This is a genomic window from Porphyromonas sp. C0026D3, assembly GCF_056590775.1.
Map to the genome: position 1 here is coordinate 127,363 of NZ_JBWPWU010000004.1, position 13,600 is coordinate 140,962.

The following is a 13,600-nucleotide window of genomic DNA, read 5'->3' on the forward strand; positions in this document are numbered from 1 at the left end:
TACATCAACATATTTTTAGAAATTAAACCAATGACAACAAACACAGCCAACAATCAGAAGCACAGCTACATGGCGCCATTTATCATCATGGTGGTGCTTATGTCTCTGGTGGGACTCATCACCAGTATCAATCAACAATTCCAGGCGCCCATGCAGTCTGCCTACCTAATCATGGGGGGCAATATGACCAATACGCTCACCACGCTCCTGGTATTTGCTTTTTTCTTGGCTTATCTGGTAATGGGTATTCCAAGCTCACGGTATATCCAGAAGAATGGCTATAAGTCCGCTTTGATTACCGGACTCGTTATTCTGATCTGCGCATTTGGCCTCTATCAGCTCTCCGCTTATGTCTTCACCAAGCACGACCTGGTGACATTCCAGCCTATTTTGGACCAAGCAAAATCGATAGGCGATGACTTCAAGTATGAGGGTCCGACAGTGGTTCCGGTAGCGTACTATATCTTTCTGTTCGCTGCATTCGTAGCCGGTACCGCACTGACATTCCTGCAAGCGGTGATCAACCCCTACATCGTGGCATGCGAAGTACGTGGCACTACAGGAGTAACCCGCCAGAGCATCGCCGGCACGGGCAACTCCCTCATGACCACCATTGGCCCGCTCCTAGTGGCATTCCTGATTTTCAACGGCAAGACAGGTCTTGAGATCAACATTACCTCCTTGTACATTCCGATCCTGGTATTGATGATCATCGTGGGGGTCATTGCGGCAGTCCTACCATCACTGAACCTTCCGGAGATCCCATCCACAGCAGTAGGCAAAGATGAGAAACTGCCTGATAGCATCCTGAGCTTCCGCCACCTGGTGCTGGGAGTGGTTGCTATCTTCTTCTACGTGGGTGTGGAGGTTTGTGTAGGGTCCAACATCAATCTCTTTGCAATCAAGGAGGGTGGATTTACTATAGCCTCAGCCGCCAAGCTGGCTTCCCTCTACTGGTTTGGGATGCTGATTGGTAGAGCAGTAGGTAGCTTCCTTAGCGGCATTGCGGCTCAGACACAGCTCTTGATCGCCTCTATAGCGGCCATGCTCCTAGTAGCGGCATCTATGTCGACAGGCAATCCGTGGCTTCTCTGTGGCGTGGGTCTCTTCCACTCCATCATGTGGCCTGCTATCTTTGACCTCGCCATCAAGGGACTTGGACGATACACAGCCAAGGGCTCCGGGCTCCTGATGATGGGTGTGGTAGGCGGTGCCGTACTTCCCCTACTCCAGGGTGTCCTCGCCGACTCTATTGGCAACTGGACTTGGACTTGGGTTATCGTAATCGTAGGCGAGCTCTACCTGCTCTACTACGCATTCAGCGGACACAAAGTAATGAAGGCCGACAAGGGGCATATTTAATCACCAAAAACAATAAGATCGCATGAAAGATATAGAGTTCGTAAAGAGCCACTTTGCCAAGCATTTTGATGGCGCTACTGGACACGTCTACTTCGCACCCGGGCGCATCAATATCATCGGTGAGCACACCGACTACAATGATGGCTTCGTCTTTCCCGGCGCAGTAGACAAGGGAATCACCATGGTCATCCGACCTAATGATACCGACCGAGTCAATGCCTATGCCATCGACCTGGACGAGAGTAGCACATTTGGCCTCGGCAAAGAGGACCTCCCCAAAGAGGGTTGGGCCAAATACCTCTACGGTGTGGCACAGGAGATGATCAAACGCGGCGTGGAGGTCAAAGGCTTTGACACCGTCTTTGCCGGAGATGTACCTCTCGGAGCCGGAATGTCCTCATCCGCAGCTATCGAGAGTTGCTACGCCACCGCCTTCAACGAAATCTTTGGGGCAGGCAAGATCGAAAAATTTGAGCTAGCCATAGTGGGGCAAAAGACAGAACACAACTACGTAGGCGTCAACTGCGGCATCATGGACCAATTTGCCAGCATCCATGGCAAAGCCGGCCACATCATGCGTCTCGACTGCCGATCACTCGAGTACGAGTACTTCCCCTTTGACCCCAAAGGCTACCGCCTCGTGCTGCTCGACTCGGTCGTGAAGCATGAACTAGCCTCCAGTGCCTACAACGACCGTCGTCGCTCCTGCGAAAACGTCGTCGCCCACATCCAAAAAAAGCACCCCGAGGTCAAGGCTCTCCGCGATGCAACACTGGCCATGCTCCAAGAGGTCAAAGACCAGGTCAGCCACGAAGACTACCTATGCGCAGAGTACGTGATCGAGGAGATCCAGAGAGTGATGGATGTCTCGGAAGCACTCAAAAGAGGTGACTACGAACTGGTCGGACAGAAAATGTACGAGACGCACCACGGCATGAGCAAACTGTATAGAGTATCCTGCGAAGAGCTCGATGTACTCAACGACATCGCAAAAGACAACGGTGTCACAGGCTCACGAGTGATGGGCGGCGGATTTGGCGGCTGTACGATCAACCTCGTCAAGGACGAGCTCCACGACAAGTTCATCGACGATGCCATAAAACGCTTCACAGAAAAGTTTGGACACGCACCAAAAGTCTACGATGTAATCATCGGCGACGGAGCGCGCAGGCTCAAATAACGTAGCCCCGCAGACGACGAGCCTCAAAAAGCTCACCGGCCTCGTCTCTTCCGACACAGAGGTGAAGTAGAAACGAGGGAAAAAAGAACACACACATCCATGGCAGGACGAATCCACAACCACAAAAGGATTCTCGGCCATGGATGTTTTTTTTGAAACAAGCGATATTCTCAGGAAAGTTCGGCTAGAATAGTTTTGTCGGCGTTAGGAAAAAACTTATCTTTGCGAGGTAGATAGTTTTATATCAAACGCAAACCCAAAAGTCCAGATCACAAAATCGATTGGCACGACTACTCATCATAACACTACTCCTAGTCGCTATATCCGTACTGTTGCTCGGTATCCGCGTTTTTTTCACAAAGCGCTGGGGCTTTCCCTCCTCTCACGTAGAGGATCAGCCGGAGCTACGCAAGCGTGGACTATCCTGCCACAGGAGCCAGCACCGAGAAGCACAGCGTCACAAAAACCTATTTGACCGAATAGGCGAGCAACAAGCGTGATCTACCCCAAAAAAGCAATCCACATAAGACGAAATACATCCAACGAACAAAAGAGGTTTTTTATAACAACACACAATGAAGAACTCTACCAATACCATCATCACAGCACTCTTGGCAATTTGTGTCGCTGTACTATTCGTACTCCACTTTACGAGCAAAAACAACACTCCGGCACCGCGCACCATCGGCTCCGGAGACTCCGCCACAGCCGTGATGCCACTAGCGTATGTCAACCTGGACTCACTCCTCACCAACTACGAGTACTCCAAGCACCTGCAAGATGAATTCATGAAAAAGGCTGAGTCCAACCAAGCCACCATCAATGAGCAAGGACGCTCTCTGGAGTCCGACATGAGAGACTTTCAGAGAAAAGTAGAGAACAACGCCTTTTTCGACCAAGACCGAGCCAAAAGAGAGCAAGAGCGCATCCTCAAGCGTCAGCAAGAGTTTCAGGAGCTGAGCCAAAGACTAAACAACGAGATGCTCCAAGACCAAAATGCCATGAATGTTGCACTGAGAGACACCATCATGAGCCAGATCAAAACCTACAACGCACTGCACGGGCACTATCAGCTCATCCTATCCAACTCACTCAACGACAACATCCTCTACGCAGAGAAGGTGTACGACATCACAGACGAAGTGATCGAGTACCTAAACAAGCAGTACGCTGCGAAAAAAGACTGATAACCCCCAAAACCGGCACCCGGCAAAGATGCAGGGGATCACAATCCTCCTCGTAGGAGAGACGGACTCACACCACATACAGGCACTCATAGATGAGTACCTCAAGCGAGCCAATCGTTTTTTACCTATAGCGGTAGAGATACTGCCGGCAGTCAAGATCTCCAAAAAGGAGAGCAAAGAGAAGCAAAAACAACTGGAAGGAGAGGCCATCCTAAACGCCATCGGGCTACAAGATGAGGCCATCCTACTTGACGAAAACGGAACGGAGTACAGCTCCCGAGGATTCTCGGCACTGCTTCAGAAAAAGATGCAGACCACCCCTAGACGACTGATCCTGATCATAGGAGGTGCTTATGGATTCTCCGAAGCAGTCTACCAAAAGATCCCCAACCGAATATCTCTCAGCCGGATGACGCTGAACCATCAGCTCGTCCGGCTCTTCGTTGTGGAGCAAGTCTACCGCGGACTCACGATCCTCAACAACCACCCCTACCATCATGACTAGATACTTTGCGACACTAGGCTACGATGGGTCCGACTTCCTTGGCTGGCAAGTGCAAGCCACAGGCAGAACAGTACAAGGCGTACTCCAAGAAAGGCTGAGCACACTGCTAAGACAAGAAGTGACCATCACCGGAGCAGGACGGACCGACACCGGAGTACACGCCCGATGGATGGTGGCACACATGGATCTCAACCTCCCGGAAGGGCTCACCCCCGGAGACATCGTCTACCGAGCCAATAGATTTCTCCCCCCAGACCTGACCCTATACGGACTCTACCCCGTACACCCCGATGCCCATGCAAGGTTTTCGGCCACAGAACGCCGATACGGCTACTACCTCAGCACGGAGCCGAGCCCTTTTGGACGAGACTTTCGGATCACCGCACCGGGACTAGACTTTGTGGCCATGAACCAAGCGGCCGGCCTACTCTTAGGCACGCACGACTTCACGACCTACAGCAAAAAACACAGCCAAGTCAACAACCACCTCTGCACAGTCACCGAGGCAAAATGGTCCCAAGTGGGGGCGACGGAGTGGGTTTTTCACATTTCTAGCAACCGCTTTTTGCGCAACATGGTCCGAGCCATAGTAGGTACACTGCTAGAGGTGGGTCGGGGAAAAATTAGCCCTGACACCCCGGCAGACTACTTGCGACTGCAGGACCGGAGCTTGATCACCACCACAGCATCCGCCAAAGGACTATTCCTAGAGTACATCGCCTACCCTCTAGACCTTTTCGTGGGCCAAGATCCGTACAGTGCCGAGAGGTGGAGTGGCGTTTACCAAGCGCGCCAACTAGCGGAATAGCTCACTTTTCGTTATATTTGCATAGAATGGTACCCAAAGGTACACTCACACACTAAGACACATCTCCACCATGGTAGCACCGACACCAAAATTTTGGGCAACGCTCAAAAAAGTCCTACTTATCCTAGCCACGCTGTCCATAGTGGCCTCAATCGTCTGCTACATTACGCTGGAGGGGTTGAGGCAGACATTTTTCAGCCTTTGTTGTCTTGTCATCGCGGCCAATCTAATCCTAATGTATGGCTTTGTGCGAATCAATGACAAGCGAAGGCCCGGGTCACGCAACCGTAAATAACTCATAAAATACCAAGTAATCATAAGAGAAATGAAGATTAGTTCGCTACAAAAAGCACGTGCTGTCTACCAGCCGAAGATGCCACCGGTACTGCACAACGACCTTCACGCCATCGAAGGAAACGCCACAGAGTCCGTGGCCGACAGGGATGAGGTAAAAAGGCTATTTCCTCACACCTATGGTCTGCCGACCGTGACCTTTGAGTCCGGTGCCGAGTCCGGTGCGAAAGCCCCCATCAATGTAGGGGTGATCCTCTCCGGAGGACAAGCACCCGGTGGGCACAATGTGATTGCCGGACTTTTTGACGGCATCAAGAGCATCCACCCGGACAGCAGGCTGTATGGATTCCTGATGGGACCTGCCGGATTGATCAACCACAAGTACAAAGAGCTCACCTCCGACATCATTGACGAGTACCGCAACACAGGAGGATTCGATATCATTGGGTCCGGAAGAGACAAGCTCGAGACAAAGGAGCAGTTTGATAAAGGCCTCACGATCCTTCGTGAGTTGGGCATACGTGCACTTGTCATCATCGGTGGAGATGACTCCAATACCAACGCCTGCGTACTCGCTGAGTACTACAAAGCTATCGATGCCGGAGTACAAGTGATCGGTTGTCCAAAGACTATCGACGGTGACCTCAAAAATGAGCAGATCGAGACCTCATTTGGATTTGACACCGCCACAAAAGTATACTCCGAAGTCATCGGCAATATCCAGCGTGACTGCAACTCTGCTCGCAAGTACTGGCACTTCATCAAGCTGATGGGGCGTTCCGCAAGCCACATTGCTCTAGAGTGTGCACTGAAGACACAACCCAATATCTGCATCATCTCAGAGGAGGTAGAGGCCAAGGAGCAAAGCCTGGACGACATCGTCAAGCAGATCGCCACGGCCGTAGCCAAGCGCGCTGAGGAGGGTAACAACTTTGGTACTGTCCTTATCCCCGAGGGGCTCATTGAGTTCATTCCCGCCATGCGCGCTCTGATCAGCGAGCTAAACGACGTGATGGCCAAAAAGGAAAAAGAGCTGGCAGGCGTGTCCAAGGAGGAGCTTCCGAGAGTGGTCGCACAGCACCTATCCTCCCAAAATGCCCAGATCCTCTCCGAGTTACCTGCTGAAGTAGCACAGCAACTCACAGCAGATCGCGATCCACATGGCAATGTCCAAGTTTCGCTGATCGAGACCGAAAAACTACTGGCGACAATGGTAGAAGCCAAGCTAGCAAAGTGGAAAGAAGAGGGCAAGTACTCAGGCAAGTTTGCGGTACAGCGCCACTTCTTTGGCTACGAAGGACGCTGTGCAGCTCCATCCAACTTTGACTCCGACTACTGCTACACGCTGGGCTACACCGCATCGCAGCTCATCGCATCCGGAAAGACCGGCTACATGAGCTCGGTACGCAACCTGACCAAAAATGTAAAGGAATGGATCCCCGGAGGTATCCCTATCACGATGATGATGAATATCGAGCGACGCCATGGCGAGCTAAAGCCCGTTATTCGCAAAGCTCTGGTAGACCTAGAGGGCGCACCATTCAAGACCTTTGAGGCCAACAGAGAAGAGTGGGCAAAAAACACCTGCTACGTCTATCCCGGACCAATCCAGTACTTTGGCCCTGAGAGCGTATGCGACATCCCCACAGAGACTCTGAAGCTTGAGCACCAATAAAAGCTAAGCAAGGTCTCTCAAAAAAGGTGAGGGAGTGCCCAAAAGGCACTCCCTCACCTTTTTTTACTTCAGATCTCCTCAGTGACTATCCCCACAGGTTACCGCAAGCGCATCTCCAGCAATGCTTCATAGGATGGAAAATCCGACAGCAACGTGGTCGAATCACCGTTGTACCCGATTCGATAGGCCAGTATCCTAGGTCCATTGGCCAAGACAATGACCGGCACACAGAGGACACTATTGTACTGAAAAGCTTGCAGTACGACCTTCTCATTCAGGTCGACTCGGGGAGCCTTATACTCCAGGATCATCAGCGGGGTACGATCACGTGAGTAGACCACGGTGTCGCAACGTCGTGTCACTTTTCCAACCGTAATGGTAACCTCATTGGCCATCAACTCTGGTGGATAGCCATAGTCGTGTACCAACGCATGGACCATGGCTTGTCGGACACGCTCCTCCGGCGTGAGCCGGACCCGCTGTCGCCTTATGGGGTCAAAGACAGTTTGGTGCTCCTCTTCGCTCATTCCTTAGGCGCAAGGTAGGCAATAGCCTCACCTTTTTGGACAAAAGCACCCTGCTTGCCCACTACCTCACGGAGTGTGCCTGAGATGAGGATCGGGACATCTACACTATAGGTCTCGCGGGACTGCACAAATGCGATGGTGTCACCCTCTGCGTACTTGGTGCCAATGGCCGGTGCGACGGAGCGATCCAGGCAGTCTACTTCCCAAAAGAGTTGACCGCTGATTGGTGCCACCACCGGTACAAGGTTCGCACGCTCCAGTGCTCGGACATCCTCTACGGTATAGCCCTCTTTTGCTTGCTTTTCGGCCTTGAGCTTGGCGAGGTCTTCCAAAAATCTCTCACGGGCCACACCACTCTTGTAGTCTCGATACTGCTGCTCATGCATCGCCAGCTCGAATAGCTCCTCGTCATCCTGTCCATATGCCCACCCTTCATCATCCATGATCTTGCGGTACCTGTTAAGGTCATCGGGGTAGTTGTTTTGCGGATCCTCGTCCGTGAATTCATAGCCCTTTTCCTTTGCCAGCTCTATGATCTCAGGGTCTAGCTTGCCCGGTAGTCTACCGGCCTTGCCCAGGATCATATCCCATGCTTTGGCATCGATGGCTTGCCAGCGTCCTTCGCCACGCTCCATGTTGAAGACATTCATGAGCGAAATATTCTTGACATATTGGCTGTATGGCGTGACCAGTGGTGGGTATCCAAGCCGAGGCCAGGTGTACTCCACCTCCTGAAACAACTTGACCAAAAGATCGTCCATGGAGAGCTCCGGGGTATTGTTTTGGCGGTGAAACATATTGATGGCCGAGTGGATCCCTTTTAGGTCAGCCATCATGGATCCCATCATGCCCCCAGGTAGGCCACAGCCGACAAGTAGGGAATTCATGCGGAGATTGGTGTAGTTGGTGAAATAGCCCAAAAAATCATCCAAAAACTCCTGGGTCAGCGCACGGACCTTCATATAGGCGTTCATGTTCACCTTGGGGACATCAAAGCCAGCATCATCCAGCATAGCTTGTATGGTGATGACATCCGGGTGAATCTTTCCCCAAGCAAGGGGCTCGACAGCCACATCCAAGATATCGACACCTGCCCTTGCCACCTCCAGCATGGATGCGACAGAAAAGCCGGGCCCGGTATGTCCGTGATACTCTACCGTGATATTCGGATAGGCGGCTTTGATCTCCCGCACGATCTTTCCCAGTGTAGCGGGACGACCTACTCCTGCCATATCTTTTAGACAGATCTCCTCGGCACCGGCCTCAATGAGCTGTACAGCTACGCCTACATAGTAGTCGACTGTATGGACAGGGGAGTGTGTGATACAGAGGGTTCCTTGTGGAGTCATCCCGGCCTCTTTGGCATACACAATGGATGGGATAATGTTCCGTGGGTCGTTGAGTCCATCAAAGATCCGGGTTATATCCACTCCTTGGGCCTTTTTCACCCGATACATGAGCCGTCGTACATCAGCAGGTACGGGGTACATTCGTAGTCCGTTTAGTCCTCGGTCAAGCATATGGGTCTTGATCCCCACCTCGTTGAACGCATGAGTAAAAGCACGCACGGCGTGGTTGGGGTTTTCGCCATAGAGGAGCTGCACTTGCTCAAAGGCGCCTCCATTGGTCTCCACTCGTGCGAAACACCCCATATCTATGATAGCGGGAGCGATACGCTCCAATTGCTCGGCACGAGGCTGGTACTTACCGGAGCTTTGGTACATGTCCCGGTACATGAGACTAAACTGAATACTTCTTTTTGCCATAGTTGTTGGATTGGTTGGATTACGTTGCTACGGGAGCGGGTGTGAATAGGGGGCTAGAGCTTGCGGGCGGCCACATCACTGAGTTGTGATCGCTCACCGTGGACGAGATTCACGTGTGCGAAAAAGCTCTCCCCTTTCATACGCTCGATCATGTAGGATAGGCCATTGCTGTAGACCTCCAAGTAGGGGGAGTCGATCTGTCGTACATCTCCGGTGAAGATCATGCGGGTATGATCACCGGCGCGCGTGATGACCGTCTTGATCTCCTGTGGTGTAAGGTTCTGCGCCTCATCGATGATGCAGATGGTGTGGTTGAGAGATCTTCCGCGGATGAATGCCAGAGCCTCTATGACAAGTCGCTCATCTTTCTGGAGCTCCTCTATCCTTTGATATTGTGCGGAGGTGGCACCGAGCTGATTTTTTATGACGCTCAGGTTGTCAAATAGGGGTTGCATGTAGGGGGCGATCTTCTCCTTGTAGCCGCCGGGGAGGAAGCCTATATCTTTGTTGGAGAGTGCTACGATGGGGCGTGCCAGGAGGATCTGCTGATAGTCGTCCATTTGCGAGAGTGCGGCAGCCAGTGCCAGTAGCGTCTTGCCGGTCCCGGCAGTGCCGGTGAGTGCCACCAACGACAGAGAGGGATCTGCAAGCACATTTAGCGCAAGGGCTTGCTCCGCATTGCGGGGCGAAATCCCGGTGAGGGTCTTTTTCTCGACTGTGCGTAGGGTTTTGGCTTCAGCATCCACACGCACAAGCGCCGTTCCCTTTGGGCTATTGAGGACAAAGGTTTGGTTGGGGATTGGAGCGAAAGGCAGCTTGGCCTCCTCCACCGGTATACCACTTGAGCGAGAGAGATAGAGGCTGTCCACTACACCGGAGTCGGCGATCTCCACCTCTTGGTTAGTGGGTGCAAAAATGTCCTGCGGGTCTACTTGGTCGGTAGTGTAGTCCTCCGTCTTCAGTCCAAGTGCTATAGCCTTGATCCTGAGGTTGACATCTTTTGTGACCAATATTGTCGGATGGGTCTTGTCGCTTTCGGCCAGTGTCAGTGTGGCGGATAGGATCCTATGGTCATTGATCTCTGTCTGAAAGACTTCGTGTATCTTGGGGTGACGTTCTCCATTGGTGAGGATGAAGAGTCGTCCACCGTCCGAGTTGATTTGGACGCCATTGACGAGGACGCGGACACTCTCTCCGCTCTTCTCGAGACTTTCGTCCAAGATGCGACTAAAGCTACGGGCATTAAAGTTGATCTGGTCGTAGCCTTTCTTGAAACGATCCACTTCCTCGAGTACCGTGATAGGGATGTAGACGTTGTTGTCCTCAAAGTTGGCTATACAGTTTGAGTCATGGAGGATGACATTGGTGTCCAGTACGTAGTTTTTCTTTGCCATAGTCACTTTGTCTCTACTGAAAAAGGTTTGGGTGTAGACGTCGGCTCCGCCGGCGTATCAGGCTATTGCCATCAAAACAAATATAGCAAAATTTGGAAATCCGCATACACACCCCCGCCGCAAAATCTAGGCATACGTTGGGTAGTACCGTGAGACTACGGCCGTCACCGTAGCGCAAGAAAAGTATCGGCGTACAAAAGCAGTGGGGCCGTACCAACGTTCGCGTTGATACGGCCCCACCTGATTTTTTGTTATCGGTCAGGAGATCAGAAGAACTTCCATCTGAGATCCTTGATGTCAGCCTTGCCCATCACCACTTCGAGGGCACGCATCCGCACCAAGCCACGTCGGCCGTTGATGAGGTCGGCTCTCACAGCGGCTTCACTGCGAGCGTTGGGATCTTGGTCTCGACGGAGTACACTGGCCAGATATACCGCGCCATTGCCCTTTACGGGAGTGGGGGTGTTGAGCGGTGCATAGGTGGCCACTGCATTGAGTGCCGGCTCAGCACCGATTGCCTCGAGCTGCGGTGTGGTGTACTTGACACTGTAGAGTGTGTCCACAGGTTGGTTCACAGCATCGGCATAGGCTTGCAGACTGCTGTATCCGGCACCCACCAGTTTGTCGTACAGGTAGTCCGTCTTTTTCTCCATCGCCACGATCGGACGTATCTGGTCGGACACACTCTTTAGGTCGGTGTAGCCTTCGCCAAACTTGTCCACCACCCGTGCAATGACGTACTTGTCACCGGCCTCCATGATCGAGGAGACTTGTCCCTTGTCGTTGTTCATGACCCAGCGCACCACCTCACGGCTGTCTGTGATATTGTTGGCGATCACAGGCTGTGCACTCATTACTCTCAGGTCATCCATGACTTGATAGCCGGCGTTGACAGCTGCGGTATCAATCCCTGCCACGGATTTGTTGGTGGTCAGGAAGTGACTTAGCTCGTTGTATATACGAGTGTGCGTATCGGTGCTTGCGGTCACCTGATTGACGGCCAGTGCCACATTGTACTTGTCCACATTGGGGCGCGCTTCTTCCACCAATATGATGTGCTCACCATACTTGGAGGTGAAGGCAAATGGGCGTCCGACCTGTGCGTGGTAGATAGCGTCGGCAAAGTCCGCACCTATGTATTGTGTGGCTTGTGCCTCGTTGAGCCATCCTATTTCGCCACCGTTCTTACTGGAGTTGCGATCCATGGAGTGCTCTGCAGCCACAGTGGCAAACGTAGCGGGACTAGCCTGCAGGACTTGCAACAAGCTGTCTGCATTCACTTGACCCTCATAGGAGCCCTTGGGTGCCAGCACAATGTGACGTACCCTTAGGCTCTCGGCACTGTTTTTCTTGCCGGCGAGCATGGCTACAATATAGTTGTTGCCCTCGGTCATCACCTCGGACACCTGCCCCACCGTGGCGCCGGTGACAAACTCCAGGATCTGCTGCGAAAGCCCAGAGTTTTGCAAGTCCGCCATAGTGATGTAGACGTTGTTGTAGGGGACGTCGGAGTACTCACTCAGCACCACAGCCGGATTATCCCCCCTGCTCAGCTCTTCGCGAGCGGCTTGGGCATCCTCTTGTGCTTTCTGAAAGTCTGCATCGGATGGTGTGATATTGGCATAGATTAGGTCCACGATAGCACCGGGCTGAGTACGCATGTACTCCTTGTGGCTGTCGTAGTAGGCCTTGATATCTGCATCGGAGACCTGTACCAAGGAGTCGCTCACCTGTCTCGCATTTTGGCTGACATAGAGGATGTCCGCCTCGGTGCGATTGGCCTCCAGTGCATGCTCCACCTCGATGGCATTGGTCACGATTGCCTTGCTGATAAGGTTGGTGTACTTTTCGCTCAAGCTAAAGTCACGCACCTGCTTCTCGGTATCGGCCCACATTGCCTTGAGCTGGCTGATCTGTGCTTGTGCATCGGGGGCATAGTTGCCGTTCTTGTCGTTGATCGTCTTGAGGAAATTGAGGAGATCTGCCTTGTTGAATGCTCCTGTCTCGGGGTTGACGAACATCGGATTGCTGAGAATTACCGGTGAGATATGGTCACCCTGCACAAGGTCAAAGGTCTCTTCCGGTGTGACGGTCAGGCCGAGCTTGGAGGTCTCCTCATGCAAGATCTGCTCGGCCACCATGGTCGAGAAGATCTGGTTGCGCAGCTGGACGGTCTGAGCCTCATTGAGGCTCTGTCCTTGAGCTCGATACTGCTCGGTCGCACGCTCTATTCTATCGGTATAGTCGTGGATCTGGACTGTCTTTTTGTTGACAGAGAAAGCGTTGAGCTCACGCGCTCTCAGGAGTGTAGACCCGCCATTGATCAGGTCACCGGCTAGGAAAGCTAGGAGTGCAAAGCCAATAATCATGACCAGACACCCTGCCCTGTTTCTAATTTTTTCTAATGTTGCCATTTATACACAATTGTTGCTAATCGTATTGCACACGTTCAGTGTGCGAAGGTAGCTATTTTTCGGCAATTAATCAAACGTCGCAGGTTTTCCACCCTTGGGAGAAGGGCGTTGCGACCTCCCAGGATCAGATTTGTCACCCGACCGGGCCATGTGATAGAAAAGCCTCTGAATACAAAGTCCTTGGAATACATAAATTAGATCGGCAAACACCGACACCCTTTCCCTCCAAAAGTCCTCTAAAAAAGGTGAAAAAGCAGGCGATTTTCGGGGTCAAAAAGCCTCTTTTGGAGATATTGAGAATCAAACACTTACAAGGAGCCTTTGGTTTCACGGATAGAAGCAAAAGGTTCCACGGATAGAAGCAAAAGTTTTCACGGATAGAAGCGATCACTTAGACGGATAGAAGAAAAACAAAGTTCGCCTGAGGGGGCTGTCGCACTTTGCTCTTTTGGGGCGAAAGGGGGTCTCTATTTCCGATACGTCTGTCC

Annotated in this window: 12 protein-coding genes; 8 read left to right on the top strand and 4 right to left on the bottom strand. The window is 52.2% G+C overall.

Annotation, left to right across the window (positions count from 1 at the left end):
- Positions 1-30 precede the first annotated feature (30 nt).
- From AC1EK1_RS04630 to AC1EK1_RS04665, 8 genes are all read left to right on the top strand, one after another.
- Positions 31-1,362, top strand: coding sequence for an MFS transporter (locus AC1EK1_RS04630; protein ID WP_480306617.1), 1,332 nt, complete (start codon positions 31-33; stop codon positions 1,360-1,362).
- Between the two features lie 22 nt (positions 1,363-1,384).
- The gene (gene galK / locus AC1EK1_RS04635) at positions 1,385-2,542 is read left to right on the top strand and encodes a galactokinase (protein ID WP_480306618.1); all 1,158 of its coding nucleotides are present in this window, start codon (positions 1,385-1,387) and stop codon (positions 2,540-2,542) included.
- A gap of 281 nt (positions 2,543-2,823) precedes the next feature.
- Entirely contained in the window at positions 2,824-3,042 is a 219-nt protein-coding gene (locus AC1EK1_RS04640) for a hypothetical protein (RefSeq protein WP_480306619.1), read from the top strand.
- A gap of 75 nt (positions 3,043-3,117) precedes the next feature.
- Positions 3,118-3,729: an OmpH/Skp family outer membrane protein gene (locus tag AC1EK1_RS04645; RefSeq protein ID WP_480306620.1), complete on the top strand. Its 612-nt coding sequence runs from the start codon at positions 3,118-3,120 to the stop codon at positions 3,727-3,729.
- A gap of 28 nt (positions 3,730-3,757) precedes the next feature.
- The gene (locus tag AC1EK1_RS04650; protein WP_480306621.1) at positions 3,758-4,234 is read left to right on the top strand and encodes a 23S rRNA (pseudouridine(1915)-N(3))-methyltransferase RlmH; all 477 of its coding nucleotides are present in this window, start codon (positions 3,758-3,760) and stop codon (positions 4,232-4,234) included.
- Entirely contained in the window at positions 4,227-5,042 is an 816-nt protein-coding gene (truA, locus tag AC1EK1_RS04655) for a tRNA pseudouridine(38-40) synthase TruA (protein WP_480306622.1), read from the top strand. The genes AC1EK1_RS04650 and truA overlap by 8 nt, the downstream gene beginning before the upstream one ends.
- 70 nt (positions 5,043-5,112) lie before the next feature.
- The gene (locus AC1EK1_RS04660; RefSeq protein ID WP_480306624.1) at positions 5,113-5,337 is read left to right on the top strand and encodes a hypothetical protein; all 225 of its coding nucleotides are present in this window, start codon (positions 5,113-5,115) and stop codon (positions 5,335-5,337) included.
- Between the two features lie 30 nt (positions 5,338-5,367).
- Positions 5,368-7,011 carry a diphosphate--fructose-6-phosphate 1-phosphotransferase gene (locus tag AC1EK1_RS04665; protein WP_480306625.1) on the top strand — a complete coding sequence of 548 codons (1,644 nt, stop codon included), beginning with the start codon at positions 5,368-5,370 and terminating at the stop codon, positions 7,009-7,011.
- 98 nt (positions 7,012-7,109) lie between these two features.
- On the opposite strand, the gene AC1EK1_RS04670 is transcribed toward AC1EK1_RS04665, so the two are convergent.
- From AC1EK1_RS04670 to AC1EK1_RS04685, 4 genes are all read right to left on the bottom strand, one after another.
- A complete protein-coding gene (locus AC1EK1_RS04670) occupies positions 7,110-7,538 on the bottom strand; it encodes a type I restriction enzyme HsdR N-terminal domain-containing protein (protein ID WP_480306626.1) in 429 nt (142 codons plus the stop codon).
- The gene (locus AC1EK1_RS04675) at positions 7,535-9,304 is read right to left on the bottom strand and encodes an oxaloacetate decarboxylase (RefSeq protein ID WP_480306627.1); all 1,770 of its coding nucleotides are present in this window, start codon (positions 9,302-9,304) and stop codon (positions 7,535-7,537) included. Before AC1EK1_RS04675 ends, AC1EK1_RS04670 begins: the two co-directional genes overlap by 4 nt.
- 53 nt (positions 9,305-9,357) lie before the next feature.
- Positions 9,358-10,698: a PhoH family protein gene (locus AC1EK1_RS04680; protein WP_480306629.1), complete on the bottom strand. Its 1,341-nt coding sequence runs from the start codon at positions 10,696-10,698 to the stop codon at positions 9,358-9,360.
- 266 nt (positions 10,699-10,964) lie between these two features.
- Positions 10,965-13,112, bottom strand: a complete 2,148-nt coding sequence (locus AC1EK1_RS04685) for a peptidylprolyl isomerase (protein WP_480306630.1) — start codon at positions 13,110-13,112, stop codon at positions 10,965-10,967.
- Positions 13,113-13,600: the final 488 nt, after the last annotated feature.